The 15,882-nt window shown below is 36.7% G+C and carries 19 protein-coding genes; 15 read left to right on the top strand and 4 right to left on the bottom strand.

Features of this window, described 5'->3' with window-relative positions; genetic code table 11:
- Positions 1-58: 58 nt before the first annotated feature.
- From BK137_RS11105 to crcB, 3 genes are read left to right on the top strand one after another with little or no spacing between them, the layout of a single operon-like run.
- Entirely contained in the window at positions 59-2,434 is a 2,376-nt protein-coding gene (locus BK137_RS11105; RefSeq protein WP_038186069.1) for a penicillin acylase family protein, read from the top strand.
- A 17-nt stretch (positions 2,435-2,451) separates the two neighbouring features.
- Entirely contained in the window at positions 2,452-2,823 is a 372-nt protein-coding gene (locus BK137_RS11100; protein WP_038186067.1) for a fluoride efflux transporter FluC, read from the top strand.
- On the top strand, positions 2,820-3,170 hold the full coding sequence (gene crcB, locus BK137_RS11095) for a fluoride efflux transporter CrcB (protein WP_038186064.1): 351 nt from the start codon (positions 2,820-2,822) through the stop codon (positions 3,168-3,170). The genes BK137_RS11100 and crcB overlap by 4 nt, the downstream gene beginning before the upstream one ends.
- Positions 3,171-3,209: 39 nt before the next feature.
- Here crcB and BK137_RS11090 read toward each other — a convergent pair whose 3' ends face one another.
- On the bottom strand, positions 3,210-4,190 hold the full coding sequence (locus tag BK137_RS11090; protein WP_038186061.1) for a P1 family peptidase: 981 nt from the start codon (positions 4,188-4,190) through the stop codon (positions 3,210-3,212).
- A 164-nt stretch (positions 4,191-4,354) separates the two neighbouring features.
- On the opposite strand from BK137_RS11090, the gene BK137_RS11085 reads away from it, so the two are divergent.
- Genes BK137_RS11085 through BK137_RS11075 form a run of 3 tightly spaced genes read left to right on the top strand, consistent with a single transcriptional unit; the run spans position 4,355 to position 7,954 of the window.
- Complete coding sequence (locus BK137_RS11085; protein ID WP_038186058.1) at positions 4,355-4,720, top strand: ArsR/SmtB family transcription factor; 366 nt, start codon at positions 4,355-4,357, stop codon at positions 4,718-4,720.
- Positions 4,680-6,815, top strand: coding sequence for a heavy metal translocating P-type ATPase (locus BK137_RS11080; RefSeq protein ID WP_051448740.1), 2,136 nt, complete (start codon positions 4,680-4,682; stop codon positions 6,813-6,815). The genes BK137_RS11085 and BK137_RS11080 overlap by 41 nt, the downstream gene beginning before the upstream one ends.
- Before the next feature lie 29 nt (positions 6,816-6,844).
- On the top strand, positions 6,845-7,954 hold the full coding sequence (locus tag BK137_RS11075; RefSeq protein ID WP_038186040.1) for a GNAT family N-acetyltransferase: 1,110 nt from the start codon (positions 6,845-6,847) through the stop codon (positions 7,952-7,954).
- A 41-nt stretch (positions 7,955-7,995) separates the two neighbouring features.
- Here BK137_RS11075 and BK137_RS21910 read toward each other — a convergent pair whose 3' ends face one another.
- On the bottom strand, positions 7,996-8,151 hold the full coding sequence (locus BK137_RS21910; RefSeq protein ID WP_143691046.1) for a lmo0937 family membrane protein: 156 nt from the start codon (positions 8,149-8,151) through the stop codon (positions 7,996-7,998).
- Positions 8,152-8,247: 96 nt separating this feature from the next.
- Here BK137_RS21910 and BK137_RS11070 point away from each other — a divergent pair, with 96 nt between their 5' ends.
- The 7 genes from BK137_RS11070 (at position 8,248) to BK137_RS11040 (ending at position 13,252) form a co-directional block, all read left to right on the top strand.
- On the top strand, positions 8,248-8,556 hold the full coding sequence (locus BK137_RS11070; RefSeq protein ID WP_235175745.1) for a late competence development ComFB family protein: 309 nt from the start codon (positions 8,248-8,250) through the stop codon (positions 8,554-8,556).
- 106 nt (positions 8,557-8,662) lie between these two features.
- Positions 8,663-9,082 carry a transcriptional regulator MntR gene (gene mntR / locus BK137_RS11065; protein ID WP_038186037.1) on the top strand — a complete coding sequence of 140 codons (420 nt, stop codon included), beginning with the start codon at positions 8,663-8,665 and terminating at the stop codon, positions 9,080-9,082.
- Positions 9,083-9,108: 26 nt separating this feature from the next.
- Positions 9,109-9,969: a CvfB family protein gene (locus tag BK137_RS11060; protein WP_038186034.1), complete on the top strand. Its 861-nt coding sequence runs from the start codon at positions 9,109-9,111 to the stop codon at positions 9,967-9,969.
- A 276-nt stretch (positions 9,970-10,245) separates the two neighbouring features.
- Positions 10,246-11,178 carry a DUF1002 domain-containing protein gene (locus BK137_RS11055; protein ID WP_038186031.1) on the top strand — a complete coding sequence of 311 codons (933 nt, stop codon included), beginning with the start codon at positions 10,246-10,248 and terminating at the stop codon, positions 11,176-11,178.
- Between the two features lie 187 nt (positions 11,179-11,365).
- Positions 11,366-12,340, top strand: a complete 975-nt coding sequence (locus tag BK137_RS11050) for a ring-cleaving dioxygenase (RefSeq protein ID WP_038186028.1) — start codon at positions 11,366-11,368, stop codon at positions 12,338-12,340.
- Between the two features lie 36 nt (positions 12,341-12,376).
- A complete protein-coding gene (locus BK137_RS11045) occupies positions 12,377-12,658 on the top strand; it encodes a GNAT family N-acetyltransferase (RefSeq protein WP_038186025.1) in 282 nt (93 codons plus the stop codon).
- Between the two features lie 135 nt (positions 12,659-12,793).
- Positions 12,794-13,252, top strand: coding sequence for a DUF4064 domain-containing protein (locus BK137_RS11040; RefSeq protein WP_051448739.1), 459 nt, complete (start codon positions 12,794-12,796; stop codon positions 13,250-13,252).
- A 41-nt stretch (positions 13,253-13,293) separates the two neighbouring features.
- Here the strand turns inward: BK137_RS11040 and BK137_RS11035 are convergent, their stop codons facing one another.
- Complete coding sequence (locus tag BK137_RS11035; RefSeq protein ID WP_038186022.1) at positions 13,294-13,899, bottom strand: TetR/AcrR family transcriptional regulator; 606 nt, start codon at positions 13,897-13,899, stop codon at positions 13,294-13,296.
- Complete coding sequence (locus tag BK137_RS11030) at positions 13,874-14,620, bottom strand: SDR family NAD(P)-dependent oxidoreductase (RefSeq protein WP_038186009.1); 747 nt, start codon at positions 14,618-14,620, stop codon at positions 13,874-13,876. The genes BK137_RS11035 and BK137_RS11030 overlap by 26 nt, the downstream gene beginning before the upstream one ends.
- A gap of 359 nt (positions 14,621-14,979) precedes the next feature.
- On the opposite strand from BK137_RS11030, the gene BK137_RS11025 reads away from it, so the two are divergent.
- A complete protein-coding gene (locus BK137_RS11025) occupies positions 14,980-15,429 on the top strand; it encodes a GNAT family N-acetyltransferase (protein ID WP_038186006.1) in 450 nt (149 codons plus the stop codon).
- 99 nt (positions 15,430-15,528) lie between these two features.
- Positions 15,529-15,852 (top strand): hypothetical protein, encoded by a 324-nt coding sequence (locus BK137_RS11020; RefSeq protein ID WP_038186005.1) that lies wholly within the window; start codon positions 15,529-15,531, stop codon positions 15,850-15,852.
- The last annotated feature ends 30 nt before the right edge of the window (positions 15,853-15,882 follow it).

Genomic DNA, 15,882 nt, shown 5'->3' with positions numbered 1-15,882 from the left:
TTAAAAGGGGAAAATACTTCGGGAGCCGAATATAGTAAGAGTAAGGGGAGGCGAAATTATGGTCAAAGGGAAAAAGCGTGTTCGATTATGGAAATGGCTAAGCTGGACTATAGGGGTTTTAATACTTATTGCATGTGGAGCACTTATTTTTGTTAATGGTTACATAGGAAAATCTAAACCAAAAGTAGATGGCGAAATGCAAGTAGCAGTATTGGATGAAAATGTGAAAGTAGTAAGAGATGACAAAGGAGTACCACATCTCACAGCTAAAACAGATGCAGATTTATATCGAGCACAAGGATTTGTGCAAGCTCAGGATCGACTATTCCAGATGGACTTAGCGAGAAGACAAGCAAGCGGTAGACTAGCAGAGGTTGTCGGTGAGTCTGCAGTAGATACGGATAAATTCTTTCGTACTTTTAGTTTGAGATCTGCTGCAGAAAAATCTGAAGCGGGATATTCACAAGAGGCTAAGCAAGTTTTAGCTTGGTATGCAGAAGGTGTAAATTCATTTATAGATCAAGCAAAGAAAGAGGGTACTTTATCTTATGAGTTTCGTTTGCTTGGGTATGAACCAGAACCATGGACAGCAGTTGATTCATTAACAATTGGTAAATATATGGCCTATGATTTAGGTGGGAATTGGGATATGTTAGCGTTTAGACACTGGGCATTAAACAATTTATCAGATGAAGAGGCTAAAGAATTATTCATTAAATATCCAGAAAATGCGAAATCGATTATTGCAGCAAATAAAAACACACCTGTAAAGGTTGCAGGACAATTCGATGCATCGCTACTACCCCATGAATTTAACGGTAGTAATAACTGGGTTGTATCCGGTAGTAAAACAGAATCAGGAAAGCCATTATTGGCGGATGACCCTCATTTAGGTTTAAGTACACCATCTATTTGGTATCAAATGCATTTGGAGTCTCCAACTCAAAATGTAAGTGGAGTTATTTTTGCGGGGATACCTGGTATTATTTTAGGACATAACGAGAAGGTAGCGTGGGGTGTTACCAATGTTGGTCCAGATGCACAGGATTTATATATCGAAACACCAAATCCAAGTAATACGACTGAATTTAAATATGAGGGTAAATGGGAAAAGGCTACAGTACGTGATGAGCCCATCAAAATTAAAGGTGGCAAAACGGTAGACTTTGAAGTGATAGAAACAAGACATGGCCCAATTATTTCAGATTTAGCATTTAAAAAGGAAAAACCAACTGCGGTTTTCTCTATGCAATGGACAGCTCTAGAGCCAACGCTGGAATTACAAGCGATACTGAATATGAATCGCGCAGAAAATTGGGAGCAATTTGAAAAAGCTTTAGAAGATTTTCAAGCACCAGCACAAAACTTTGTTTTTGCTTCAGAGGACGGCACGATTGCTTATAAAGCAAATGGACGTATTCCAATTCGTAAAAAAGGTGATGGACAATTACCGGTACCAGGGGATTCAAAAGAATATGACTGGAAAGGTTACATTGATTATGACAAATTACCAAAAGTCGTAAACCCTAAGGAAGGTTTTATTGCGACAGCAAACAATGAAATAGTAGGGGAAGAATATCCATATCATATTACGAGCTTCTGGGCACAGCCATATCGTTTTGAACGAATTTACGAAGTGCTAGAAAACAATAATAAGCTAACTGTAAAAGATATGGAAAACCTGCAAATGGATCAGAAAAATTTATATGCGGGTGAATTTTTGGGAGATATGCTTAGCTCAGTAAAAAAATCAGATAGTAAAAATGAATATAAGGATATTTTGAAAATGATGGAGGATTGGAATCAAGTTGATTCAAAAGAATCGGGTGCTCCTCTAGTTTTTAATTTATGGATGATTAATGTTCAGAAGGAATTGTTTGAAGACAATTTGCCAGAAGACGTTTATGAAATGATGTCAGGAAAATACAATGTTACAGATGAAATCTTACGCCAAGCATTTGCAGGAAAGCAAGGTGCATGGGTGACAAAAGCCGATGGAATTGACCAACTTATGTATAATTCTTTTAAAACAACTATTAAAGATATTGAAGATGAGTATGGTAAGAGTTTTAAAAAATGGCAATGGGGAGATTATCATCAGTTAACATTTAACCACCCACTATCGGCAGCTTCTCCAATTCTAGCAAAATTACTTAATCCAAAGCCAGTACCAATCGGAGGCTCTAAATTTACAGTACAAGCAGCTGCAAATAAAGAAAATGGCAATGTAAATCACGGTGCATCTTGGCGCTTTATTGCAGATTTAAGTGATTTATCGAAGGGATACCATATTGTTGGGCCAGGGCAAAGTGGTCATATGAAGTCTGAGTGGTATAACGATCAAGTTGACGATTGGGCGAATGGCCAGTATCATGAAACCATTATTACAGGTGATGTGCCTAACGGTAAGAAATTATTATTAAAGGCTCAGTAACATAGAAGGTGTTTAAAATGGTAGAAATAATATCGGTCGCGCTGGGCGGTATGATAGGAGCAATACTTCGCTATGGTGTGACTATAACGGTACCCTCGGAGTGGATATTGTGGCTTGTAAATGGTACGGGAAGTGCCGTATTAGGGGTTCTAAACGGGCTATTTATTCGATATAAACCATCCAATTCATTGCGACTTCTTTTAACAACAGGTATGTTAGGAGCATTTACGACATTCTCCACTTTTTCTGCAAGTTGGTTTGCTCTCATGCAGACTAACACATTATTAGCTATCTTATATGCAATTATGATGACAGCTGTTTGCGTTGCTTTAGCCTCTTTTGGTTACTTATGTACAGTTCCAAAAGTAAAAGCAGGTGAACGATTATGATTTGGCTATTAATTGCTGCAGGTGGTGGTCTCGGTGCCATCACTCGTTATGGTGTGATAGAGTGGATGAAACGTAAGGATCAACCCTTTTTTATAGGTACCTTTCTTGTAAATAGTGTTGGTTCACTATTAATGGGAATGGCTTTACATATAGGGGCTGAGCAAGAGACGTTTTCTTCATTCTTCATAATTGGGTTTTTAGGAGCATTCACTACATTTTCTACATTTGCTTTTGACGTTGTAAAATTAATTGAAGAACGTGATTATCGTGCAGTGCTATTATACCCAGTACTCACATTATTTGTCGGAATTGTTTTCGTAACGCTTGGTTGGCAAATATTCGCTTAATACCAAAAGGAAGCTCGGCAAAAATGCCAAGCTTCCTTTTTATAATTGTCCTTTACTAATCATGCGATTCTTCCTTCCGGTTGTCGTTTCAGCATGTAGTAAAGATTGGTATATTGATTCTTCAGTTGCCTCAATTACTGCTTGGAAAAGGTTATTCATTACGTCTGTATCATCACGTAATATTGAATATTCTTCAGTAAATGAATTTGATGTGTGTGGTATTGTATATGCATTTGAAAAGCAGATAATAATATCACCACTACCATTATGGATATGTGTACCTGTTCTACCTAAGCCAATGGAAGCACGTTTAGCAAAGCGCTTTAGTTGACGTGCATCAACTGGAGCATTGGTAGCGACAACGATAATGACTGAACCATCTGGTTTATCGATTTGTTCTTGTTGCCATTTCGCGAATTTGCATTCATGGGCATTACCAAAGTTTGTTAAGGATAATACTCCAACTGTATAAGGTTGATCTTCGTTATCTACAATTCTAGAAGAGGAACCAATTCCTCCTTTGACACCGTAACAAATCATACCTTTACCAGCACCCACTGCTCCCTGTTGAACAGGACCACTCTCAGCATATTGGATTGCATTTTGTGCATGCTCAGGTCTAACTGCCATTAAACGCATGCTATTTAAATGACTATCGTTACACTCTCCAACAACAATATTAAGTGAACTAGTAGAATCTCCAATTGACGGATTTTCTTGCAACATATGCTGCAAAGTGCCTTCTAAAACTGCACCAACACTAAATGTGTTAGTTAGCATGATAGGTGATTCTAGTACTCCCAACTCTTCTATTTGTATAAGACCGGCTGTTTTACCAAAGCCGTTTAATACAAAGCTTGCAGCAGGTACTTTTTGTTCAAATGAATTTTGGTTATGAGGTAAGATGGCTGTTACACCAGTGCAAATTGTATCTTCTTCATTAATCTTCTTATGTAGTGTTACATGACCAACATGTACATTTGGAACATCCGTTATAGCATTCCATCGCCCTTTATTCATAACTAATCCCTCCTAACAACCTTTTTATTAATTATATTGAATATTCTGGATATAAACAATGGAGAAAAGTGTCTTGAACAATCAAACAGACATTTGAATAATATATGTAAAAAATGTATACTGTTATCAACAATCAAATGGATATTTGAATGAGGAGGGAAAAAATGCAAAAAGATATGTGTGAAGTAACTAAAGTACATGAAGAAGCGGTAGAGCGAGTACAAAGTCAAATTCCTGAATTGCAGAAATTAGCCCAATTCTTTAAAGCATTTTCAGATGAAACACGATTAAAGATTCTATACGCATTAACAATTGAAAAATCGTTGTGTGTCTGTGATGTAGCAGCCATTATTGGTTCATCCACAGCCACAGCTTCACATCATTTACGCTATTTACGTGATAATGCATTAGCAAAATCGCATCGCAAGGGGAAACTAATTTATTATGAACTTGCGGATGACCATGTTGAACAGCTTGTGAAAATTGCTTATGAACATTCGAAAGAAGGGGATTGCATTGAAGAAAAGTGAGCAACAGGAATATCGATTGCAGAATTTATCTTGTGCAAGTTGTGCAAAAAAGTTTGAAAAAAACATTCAAAATATCTCTACAGTAGAAGAAGTACAATTGAATTTTGGAGCAGCTAAGCTCACTGTAATAGGAGAAGCATCAATAGAGCAACTTGAAGAAGCGGGGGCCTTTGATGGCATAAAAGTTAAACGCGCAGATGACAGAAGGGTTGAGAAGAACACTCCCTTTTTTAAAAAGAAAGAAAATATCTTAGCTGGTATTTCGTTAGTATTCGTTTTAGCAGGGTATTTAACAGCAACGTTTAAAGGCGATGATTATTTACCAGCAATTGCGCTATTTTTATTAGCAATAGTGATTGGTGGATATGATATTTTTAAAACAGGATTTAAAAATTTAATCCGGTTAGAATTTGATATGAAAACGTTAATGACGATTGCCATTATTGGAGCTGCAATAATAGGTGAATGGCAAGAAGGGGCAGTTGTTGTCTTTTTATTTGCTGTTAGCGAGGCGTTAGAAGCGTATTCAATGAATAAAGCTAGACAGTCAATTAGTAGTTTGATGGATATTGCACCAGCAACTGCAATGATACGCAGAGGAAATCAATTAGTAGAACTTGCTACAGAGGACATTCTAATTGGTGATATTTTAATTGTTAAACCCGGTCAAAAGATTGCCATGGACGGTAAAGTACAAAGTGGTATTTCAAGTGTTAACCAAGCTCCAATTACGGGTGAATCCATTCCAGTGAAGAAAGAAACAGGTGACGAAGTATTTGCTGGAACATTGAACGAAGAAGGCGCGTTAGAAATCGTTGTTACGAAGCATGTAAAAGATACAACGATTGCGAAAATTATTCATTTAGTAGAAGAAGCCCAGGCAGAAAAAGCTCCTGCCCAAAAGTTTGTAGATCAGTTTGCAAAATATTACACACCACTGATTATTTTAATCGCTTTATTAGTGGCTTTTATAACACCACTATTTTTGGGGGATTGGAATCACTGGATATATCAAGGATTAGCGGTTTTAGTAGTGGGTTGCCCATGTGCACTTGTTATTTCAACCCCAGTGGCTATCGTCACAGCAATTGGAAACGCAGCAAGACAAGGAGTGCTCATAAAAGGTGGAGTTTATCTAGAGCAACTTGGGCGTATAAAAGCCATTGCGTTTGATAAAACAGGTACATTAACGAATGGTGTTCCTGAAGTAACAAATGTATTAGTAGCGGAACATATAACTGAAGAAACTTTGATTCGTTTAGTAGCTGCAGTGGAACAGTCATCTCAGCATCCATTAGCTCGAGCGATTTTACAACATGCTAAAGAACATAAGATACAACCAACAGTTGCTGAGCAATTCCAATCTGTGACAGGTAAGGGAGCGTATGCAGAAATAGAAGGTGTACGTATTTCTGTTGGGAGTTTAACATGGATTCAAGAAACCGTAAATGTTCCTAAAGCTATGAAATCTGCGATTATCAACCTTCAAAAAGAGGGGAAATCTGTCATTGCTGCAATGTCTGGGGAAACTTTCCTTGGCTCTATAGCAATTGCAGATAAAGTTCGTAGTAATAGTGTAAGTGTCATTCAAAAACTTCGCGCCAATGGTATTGCACATACTGTTATGTTAACTGGTGATGCAGAGCCCACAGCTCGAGCTATAGCACAGGAGCTGCAGTTAACAGATATTCGTGCTGGACTATTACCTGAAGATAAACTACAGGCAATGAAGGAATTACAGTCACAGTATGGTTCTGTTGCTATGGTAGGTGATGGTATAAATGATGCTCCTGCTTTAGCGAATGCAACAGTTGGTATTGCGATGGGTGGTGCTGGTACAGATACGGCATTAGAGACAGCGGATGTCGCATTAATGGCTGATGACCTCGAAAAGTTGCCATATACGATAAGACTTAGTCGAAAAACGTTGCGAATTGTTAAAGAAAATATTATGTTTGCATTAGGGCTAAAATTGATAGCATTACTTCTAATAATTCCAGGATGGTTGACACTCTGGATTGCTATCTTTGCAGATATGGGTGCAACCCTACTAGTAGTATTAAATTCGTTACGTTTAATGCGCATGCAGAAATAACGGTATCGTGTAATCGGAGGTCGAGTGTTGTGAAACTAATAGAGTGGACAATGGAGGAACAGGAGCAGTTAATTCATTTTATGACGATGAATACGTGGCCATATCACGTCAATTCTCATCCTGGTCGTGAACTAATTGAAAAGGCGATTGATGAGGGTGGTTACGAATCAGAAGAGGTAAAGACGTTCTGGTTGGAAAGCGATGAAGGTGAAAAGGTAGGTATGGTGAAAATCTATGATCTACAAGATGAAATACCTCTTTTTGACTTACGTATTGCGGAGAATTGGCGAGGATTAGGGCATGGTACTGTTGCATTAAAGCTTATATCAGATTATGTATTTCGTATGCCAGAAAAGAAAATTCGCCTTGAAGGGCATACACGACAAGATAACTTTCCTATGCGTAAAACGTTTGAGCGAGCTGGTTTCTTAAAAGAAGCACATTTAAGACAAGCATGGTTCGTGCCAAAAGAGTATGCATATTACGATGCGGTCACATATGGCATCACTCGTGAAGACTTTTTAGAAGGCAAAACAACGCCTGTTAGTTGGGACGACGAAAAAATGAAAGAGGAAGTTCGTTTCGAAAAAAACTGGGATTTCCCTAACTCATTTAATTCAGAAAGATTGATTATACGTATGCCACTTATGGAAGATGCCGAAGTAGTTTGGGATTCGATTATTCAATCAGCAAGTTCATTAAAACAGTACATGCAATGGGCGCAAACTTTGCCTAAGTCTGAAGAAACAAGAGAGAATATTCGGCTAGCTATTGCAGATTTTTTAGCTAGAAAAGAATTGAGATTGCATATATTCTTGAAAGAAACAGGAGAATTTATAGGAAGTTCTGGTTTGCACAAAATTGATTGGGATATTCCGAAATTTGAAATTGGCTATTGGTTAGATGTACGTCATGAAGGTAAAGGTTATATGACAGAAGCAGTCGAGCGAATTACACAATTTGCTTTTGAAGAGTTACACGCAGCACGTATAGAAATTCGTTGTGATACTGAAAATATTCGTAGTCGAGCTGTTGCTGAACGAGCACATTATGAGTTAGAAGGCATTTTTAAAAATGATTCGCTTTCTGCTAACGGTAAAGCATTGCGAGATACTTGTATATACGCGAAAACACAATAAAAAACCGAATGCCAATGCGTTTACGCATTGGCATTCGAATGTTATAATGATTTCCTTCCTGCCAGTAACTGAACGAAGAACAGAATACCTGCAAGAACTAAGATAATGTGGATGAGACCGCCACCAATTTTAAAAAGTAAACCCAATAACCAAAATACGATTAAAATACTTATAATCCACCATAGCAGTTTCCCCATTAGGAACACCCCTTTTGTTGTTATGCATAAACAATTCCCCTTTTAAAAAAACCTAAACATAAGGGAATTGTCGGAAGTAATTGAAGGAGAGATAATATGACGGAACAAATGAAACCCTCGCCAGTTACAGAAGAAGTACAATTGTTGAACGTAACAGAAGAAATCGTGCGAGGATTGGTGTCTTTCACCATTCATGGTCCTGACTATCCAACATTTTGTCGCTGCCAAAAATGCGAATTAGATATTTGTGCTATTACGTTAAATCATTTAGATAATCATTTTGTGACAACAAAAGAAGAGCGTGAGAAAGTATATGCTATCTTAAAAACACCAGATAGTATCGAGCAAATTAATAAACAAATCATTCATGCTATTCACATTGTCAGCCATAAATCTGGACATTAAAAGAACAATCCTCTGTAATAGGTACGAGCTTTTACTGTTATAGGTTACGTTTTATTAGTCCTTGTAGTAAACTATAGAGTAGGATATGGAAAGAGAGGGACATGAGATGCCGACACCGAGTATGGAAGACCACATCGAACAAATATATTTATTAATTGATCAAAAAGGCTATGCACGCGTATCGGATATCGCTGAAGCATTGTCAGTTCTTCCTTCCTCTGTTACCAAAATGGTTCAGAAGCTTGATAAAGATGGATACTTAGTGTACGAACGTTATAGAGGCCTCATGTTGACCCCTAAAGGCTCTAAGCTAGGCAAGCGTTTAGTAGAACGACATGATCTACTAGAGAATTTTTTAAGGCTAATTGGTGTAGATGAAGAACGAATTTACAATGATGTTGAAGGAATAGAGCATCATTTGAGTTGGAATTCCATAGACCGCATTGCAGATTTAATACAAGTTATGGAAGAAAATCCTACATTTATTCAACAGCTTGAGGATTTAAAAACTCAGCAAAGTGAATGATATGTCATATGAAGGGAGCTAGATGTATGGCAGAATTACAATCAGGCGATATCGTTAAATTATTTGTGAAAGAAAAACAAGAATCAAAGTATATTCTTACTAATGATTATGTTGATATTCCACTCAATATTTCGGAAGTAACGGAGCCTTTAGAATTAAATAGTAAAATTGAGGTGTTTTTATTTGCTGACCGTAGAGGAAATCTATCCGCTACAACGGCTATCCCTCATATTAATAAAGATGAATACGGCTGGGCACGCGTATTACATGTAAAAGATCGTGATGGTGCTTATGTTGATATTGGTACTTCAAGAGAAGTATTAGTACCAGCGGAAGATTTACCGAAGCTTAAGCCACTATGGCCTGAACCAGGTAACCATTTATTCATCACGTTACGCACAGACCGTGATGGAGGTTTATTCGGACGCCTTGCTACAGAAGAAAAGGTATTGGAAATGTACGAAGATGCAGAACCAGAACTTTTCAACCAAAATATTATCGCTCGTCCGTATCGTTTATTGCCAGTTGGAACTTTTCTTATTGGCGTAGACAAACCTTATCGTATTTTCGTACACGAATCAGAGCGTAATGCAGAGCCTCGCCTTGGTGCAGATATCTCAGTACGTGTAATTGAAGTGAAAGAAGATGGTACGATTAACGCTTCAATGTTACCACGTAAGTACGAACGCCTATCGGATGACGCTGAAAAAATCTTCGCTTACTTACAAGAAATTGGCGGTAAAATGCCATTTGGAGATAAATCGTCACCGGAGGAAATTAAAGAGATGTTCCATATGAGTAAAGCATCATTTAAACGTGCTTTAGGAACATTAATGAAAGCCGGTCGAATTACACAAGTAGATGGCTGGACAGAAATTAAAGAATAAAATTGATGGAGCAAAAGTAGAAAGTTTCCATACTTTCAGAAACTTTTTGCTCCTTTTTTTCGTATTAATAAATAGAGGTGAGAAAATAAATAAAATTATAGTATACAGCAATTGCCATCTAAATAATGTAATGATGTAGTTACATGCTCAGATTACCTAGAAAGAATCTGTTCGAAAAGCAGGCTCATTACTAATAATTGTTCTTGCACGCATCATTAGAAAAAATCGACTCTAATAACGTATATGAATGACATGTAAATGAAGGAGGAAATAAAGATGAAAAAGAAATTTTTAGCCGTCTTAACGGCCATGTTTTTAACAACCTCAGTTGTAGCACCATCTAATAGCTTTGCAAGCACAACTGATACTTCATCAACAAAAGGTATTAACGAAAAATTAGGAGTGCCAATCGTTGTTTACGGTGGTAACTTATCAGATACAGAAAAGGAAAGTGTAAAGAAAAGTCTAGATGTAGCAAGTGAAGCGGAAGTAGAAGAGATTACAGTAAGAGGTGCGGATTTAGTGAAGTACATCTCAGATGGTGATGCACGTTCTCGCATGTATTCATCAGCGAAGATTACGCGTAAAGATGCTGGATCAGGATTAGTCATTAATATTGTAACACCACAAAATATTACGCAAGTAACATCAGATATGTATTCAAATGCTATGTTAACAGCTGGTATTGAGGACGCTGTAGTAGAAGTAGCCGCTCCTAAAGCAGTTACAGGACACTCTGCACTTGTAGGTATTTATAAAGCATATGAAGTGACAACTGGCGAAAAGTTAGACACTGAACGTACAGATGTGGCGAATGAAGAGCTTTCTGTCGCAACGGACTTAGCAGAAAAATCAGGTGTTGATGATGAAAAAGTAAGCCAACTATTAACTGAAATTAAAAAGCAAATTGCAGAACAAAAACCAGCAACAAAAGAAGACGTTGAAAAAATAGTAAACGAACAACTTAGTAAATTAGAAATTAATTTAAGCGATCAAGATCGCCAACTACTAATTGATCTGATGAATAAAATCAGTAACTTAGATATCGATTTTAGTAAATGGGGAAGTCAACTAGAAGACTTAAGTAGTACATTAAAAGATAAACTAGGTAGCATTTCAGAAGACATTAATAGTGATACAGGCTTCTGGGCAAGTGTAAAAAACTTTTTCCAAAAAATAATGGACGGCATTAGTGGTATTTTTAACTAAGTGCTGATAATGCCATTTTAAAAGACTACTCCGTACCAAAGGTATGGAGTAGTCTTTTTGTGTGGTGGAAAATTAACTGAGCATTGTAATTGCAATAGAAATATTAGAGTGATAATATGTGTTTAATAAATATCTCGAATTCGAGATATATTTAAAGGGATTTTTTATATAATAGGAGGCATTTGATATGTCATTACATTTAGCAGGAATTCACCATGTTTCAGCAATTACAGCTAGCGCAGAAAAAAACCATCATTTTTTTACAAAAATTTTAGGGATGCGTCTTGTGAAAAAGACCGTTAACCAAGACGATACATCTTCATATCATTTATTTTACGCAGATGCAGTCGGTACACCTGGATCAGATATGACGTATTTCGATATTCCAGTAGCAGGTCGTACTTATCCTGGTGTTTCAAGTATTAACAACACAGCTTTTCGATTAAAATCTAAAGAAGCATTACAATATTGGTTGAATCGCTTTAAAGAATTAGATGTAGAGCATGATGAGGTACTGGAGCGCTTCGGTCGCCAAACGCTAACATTTCGTGATTTTGAAGGCTCACGATTAATGCTTGTAGTAGATAATGGGAAAGGTGTACCTTATGGAAAAGCATGGACAGAAACGGATATACCAGCAGAGTATGCGATAGTTGGGTTAGGACCTGTAACATTAACTGTCCATATGGCAACGCCAACTGAAACCGTATTATCGAAAGTTTTGGGGTTTGAAAAAGTGGGAACATATGCATCAGCAATACCTAATATGCCAGATATTATTGTCTATACGACAGGTGAGGGTGGTGCAGGTGCTGAAGTGCATATTGAAGAACGACCAGACCTTCCACGTGAACGTCCAGGTAGAGGAAGCGTACATCATGTCGCTTTCCGAGTAAATGCTTTTGAAGAATATGATTTATGGGAAGATAAATTGAGAGAGCATGGTTTACATACTTCAGGCAAAGTAGACCGCTTTTATTTCCGGTCAATTTATTTCCGTGAACCAAACGGTATATTATTTGAATTAGCAACAGATGAGCCGGGCTTTACATCAGATGAACCTCTTGAAACTTTAGGAGAACAATTAGCATTGCCACCATTCTTAGAGCCTCAACGTGAAAAAATTGAAGCGAAATTGCGACCGCTAACACTGTCAGAATAAATTGTGCTACACTAAATTAAAAAAGGGGTGTGTAATATGGAATTTCAATTAAATAATCGTGGCAACGAAGAATTCGCTTTTGAGTACAAAGAAAATGATGAACTATTAGCGGAAATTTGTTGGACGAAATTAGGGGATATTATGGTTGTTGACCATACATTTGTGTCTGAAAAATTACGTGGACAAGGTGTTGCTAAAAAACTATTAGATCGTGCAGCTGATTATGCTAGAGAAAAAGATTTCAAGATTGAAGCTGTTTGCACGTATGTAGTAGCCGCTTTTGAAAAATCAAACGCATATGATGACATTAAAGTATAATTACTTTCATACAATTAAATATTAGGTTTAACGAAACAGCTCACTGAATATTTAGTGGGCTGTTTTTAATAAAAGTGAAACCAATTTAAAGGAAAACCGTATAGTAAGTAGAAATGATAATTAAGAGGTGATTAGATGAAGAGAACTGGAGAATTGGCTTTAGGTATTATTGGTTCTGTTTTAAATGTAATTGTAATTATTGCTCTTGCTATAATGATGTTCGGTATCTCAACATTTGCGAATGATTCAACATTCACAGATGAAGTATTGTCAGATGTGCAGAATGATCCGAATTTAACTTCAGGAGAGATTGAAGCGGTAACTACTTTCATCGAGAATATGCCAACTTACATAAATGCATTTGGATGGCTTGGCGTTGCTCTATTAGTAGTATCGCTTGTGTTGGGCATTTTAGGTGTTGTGTATATTAGAAAAAGTGATAAACAAAATGTAGCAGGCACTTTCTTTATATTAGCAGGTGTATGTGCAGGAATTGTATCGCTAACAGCAATTCTATTTTATATTGCAGCAATTATGAGCTTTGTAAGAAAACCAAAAGTTGAAGAAATTGATACTTTTTATGTAAATGAATAGGACAAAAGAGCCCTCAGTAAAAAACTGAGAGCTCTTTTTATTTATTGTTGAAACAGTTTCCCTTCTACTATGCTCAAAAGTATATGGTGAATATCTTCAGGTATTTCTTGTAGGTTAAGATTGGGTTCGTAAATACTTTTATGCGTTAGCATTGCAAGAAATGAACCAATCAAGCCTACTTGAAAGAGAATAAGGTCGAGCTTTGGTAACTTTCCTTCATCCATACGTTTTAACAACTCTTTATCGGCATTTGTTAGTTGATGAATGTGCCGAATATAGTTTTCGGATAGTTCAGGATGTCTTGGAGACTCTGAGAAAATAATTGAATACTGAGGACGATTATGGAAAACTGTCGCTATTATTTGATCAGTCCAAGCACTTATTAAATCTATATTAGAAAGGATAGCATAATAACTTTCCTCTTTGTCATATGAACGTGCAGGTTCTACTGTTGCAAGTAATAGTGCCATCTTACCTTTAAAATGTTTATACAATGCAGCTTCTGAAACACCGACTGTTTTAGCAATTTGGGACGTAGAAGTAGCATCAAAGCCTTGTTTATAAAAAAGGTTTCTCGCTTCTACTATAATTTTCTGCTTTGTTAAAGCACCTTTTGTTTGTTTATTTGAATGATGCGTATCCGTCATCAAGCATTACCACACTTCCGTTAATAACATCTGCTTCTTCCAATGATAGCAGATAAACGGCATTGGCAATAGCTTCAGGTTTGATTAAATCACCGCGCATTTGATTACCTTTTAATTTATCAGTTAGACCAGCATCCTTGTAACCTTGTACGATTGGAGTATCAACAGTTCCTGGAGCAACACCTACAACACGAATACCATATGGTGCTAATTCAAGTGCACCTGTTTGACACATCATACGTACGGCACCTTTGGATGCTTGGTAAGCAAATGTATATTGATTTGATAGATATCCAAATACCGAAGCTGTGTTGATAATTACACCTTTAATATTAAGGTCACGCATTTTACGACCAGCTGCTAGCATGCCGTAGAATACACCATGCTGATTAACACCAATAACGCGTTCATAATCTTCTACTGTATAATCTAAGAATGGAATAATTTTACCAATTCCTGCATTGTTAAATACCACATCTAAAGAGCCATACAGCTCTACAGTTTTTTCTACCATTGCCTCTACTTGGTCGAATTTAGAAACGTCAACTTTTACAAAAGTAGCTTCGCCATTTTCAGCTTTAATCATATCAACAGTTTCTTGTCCACCTTTTTCGTTGAAATCGGCTACAACTACTTTGTCCCCTTTACTTGCAAATTTAATTGCTGTTGAGCGACCAATTCCACTACCTGCCCCTGTAATGACTACTACGCGTTCTGCCATGATAAAATCTCTCCCTTAAGAAAAAGTTAGTAAGTGTTCACTTACTTATTTAAATATACAGTGTTCGAATTTTTTTCGCAAATGAAATGTACGACTTATCTATTAATGGCCATTAATCAAGAAGAGAGTACTATAAATACGTTTATTATTGTAGGCATAAGGTGGAAAATAATATTAATTATCTCTGGGTGTAATATTCTTAGAGAACTCTAAATTATTTTTGGAAATGGTGGGAAAAAGCTATGTGAACTATTCTTGAACCTATTTCAAAATTGTCCGATTTTTTTATTTACTTAGCAGTATTCGGGTCGAAAAGGTATAGAAAATGTGAAATAATGAATACTAAGGAGTGATATATAATGGCATGGAAAGAACAGACATTTGAAGAGTTAACAACAACGGATCTATACCGCATACTACAATTGCGCATAAACGTATTTGTAGTTGAACAAAAGGCATATTATGCAGATCTGGATGACCATGATCAAAATTGTGTACATGTAACATATGAAAAAGATGGAAAACTAATTGCTTATGCACGAGTTGTACCACCAGGCGAAAAATTCGAAATGGCTTCATTAGGACGAGTGATCGTTTTACCAGAAGCCAGAGGTACAGGGCTAGCACAAGAACTCATAAAAAGAGTAATGGCAATTCTAGAACGTAATTGGCCTGAAGCTGACCTATTTATAGAAGCTCAAGCCTATTTACAAAAGTTCTATGGTGCTTTTGGATTTGAGGCTGTTTCAGAGGAATACATTATGGAATGTTTGCCTCATATTGATATGGTTTGTAAACGAAAAAAATAGTGTTTTTTTAAAGTGAATTGAAATGTCATGTTTAGTTATTTGGATAATAGGTAAATAACATAGTATGATGAAACAAAATATTGGAAGGAATGATGTTCAATGGCAAAAGGTAAATCTCTAGTTATAGCTGGTATAGCAGCAGGTGCATATGCATATTTCCGAAAAAAAGAAAACCGTGATAAAGCGGTAGTTGCATTTAATAATACGAAGGTAAAAGTTAATTCATTTATTGAAGCACAGAAACACAATTATTCTGAGCTAACTGAAGCAGGACACCCAAACCCTTATGACGAGGGTGATTCTAGAATGGTAGATGAAGGTGCGCTAACAAGCGTTCAATATTACAATGCAGAGGTGCAGGATGATGGACAAGATGATTCTTTCGATGATCCAGAACAACCTGCAGATGATAAAAAAAAATAATTTAAAAGCCAACCGTAATTGATTTACGGT

This window comes from Viridibacillus arenosi (assembly GCF_001955655.1).
GTDB classification, from domain to species: Bacteria; Bacillota; Bacilli; order Bacillales_A; family Planococcaceae; genus Viridibacillus; species Viridibacillus arenosi.
The sequence above is the reverse complement of the archived record's forward strand: the minus strand, read 5'-3'. Positions and strand labels throughout refer to the sequence as shown.

Excerpts from the sequence above, each read along its gene's own strand:
- BK137_RS11050 (WP_038186028.1), top strand. The coding sequence starts at position 11,366 with ATGTCATTACATTTAGCAGGAATTCACCATGTTTCAGCAATTACAGCT.
- BK137_RS11040 (WP_051448739.1), top strand. The coding sequence starts at position 12,794 with ATGAAGAGAACTGGAGAATTGGCTTTAGGTATTATTGGTTCTGTTTTA.
- BK137_RS11020 (WP_038186005.1), top strand. The coding sequence starts at position 15,529 with ATGGCAAAAGGTAAATCTCTAGTTATAGCTGGTATAGCAGCAGGTGCA.
- BK137_RS11070 (WP_235175745.1), top strand. The coding sequence starts at position 8,248 with ATGACGGAACAAATGAAACCCTCGCCAGTTACAGAAGAAGTACAATTG.
- BK137_RS11035 (WP_038186022.1), bottom strand. The coding sequence starts at position 13,899 with ATGACGGATACGCATCATTCAAATAAACAAACAAAAGGTGCTTTAACA.
- BK137_RS11060 (WP_038186034.1), top strand. The coding sequence starts at position 9,109 with ATGGCAGAATTACAATCAGGCGATATCGTTAAATTATTTGTGAAAGAA.
- BK137_RS21910 (WP_143691046.1), bottom strand. The coding sequence starts at position 8,151 with ATGGGGAAACTGCTATGGTGGATTATAAGTATTTTAATCGTATTTTGG.
- BK137_RS11100 (WP_038186067.1), top strand. The coding sequence starts at position 2,452 with ATGGTAGAAATAATATCGGTCGCGCTGGGCGGTATGATAGGAGCAATA.
- BK137_RS11055 (WP_038186031.1), top strand. The coding sequence starts at position 10,246 with ATGAAAAAGAAATTTTTAGCCGTCTTAACGGCCATGTTTTTAACAACC.
- crcB (WP_038186064.1), top strand. The coding sequence starts at position 2,820 with ATGATTTGGCTATTAATTGCTGCAGGTGGTGGTCTCGGTGCCATCACT.
- BK137_RS11085 (WP_038186058.1), top strand. The coding sequence starts at position 4,355 with ATGCAAAAAGATATGTGTGAAGTAACTAAAGTACATGAAGAAGCGGTA.
- BK137_RS11105 (WP_038186069.1), top strand. The coding sequence starts at position 59 with ATGGTCAAAGGGAAAAAGCGTGTTCGATTATGGAAATGGCTAAGCTGG.
- BK137_RS11090 (WP_038186061.1), bottom strand. The coding sequence starts at position 4,190 with ATGAATAAAGGGCGATGGAATGCTATAACGGATGTTCCAAATGTACAT.
- BK137_RS11030 (WP_038186009.1), bottom strand. The coding sequence starts at position 14,620 with ATGGCAGAACGCGTAGTAGTCATTACAGGGGCAGGTAGTGGAATTGGT.
- BK137_RS11045 (WP_038186025.1), top strand. The coding sequence starts at position 12,377 with ATGGAATTTCAATTAAATAATCGTGGCAACGAAGAATTCGCTTTTGAG.
- BK137_RS11080 (WP_051448740.1), top strand. The coding sequence starts at position 4,680 with ATGAACATTCGAAAGAAGGGGATTGCATTGAAGAAAAGTGAGCAACAG.
- BK137_RS11025 (WP_038186006.1), top strand. The coding sequence starts at position 14,980 with ATGGCATGGAAAGAACAGACATTTGAAGAGTTAACAACAACGGATCTA.
- mntR (WP_038186037.1), top strand. The coding sequence starts at position 8,663 with ATGCCGACACCGAGTATGGAAGACCACATCGAACAAATATATTTATTA.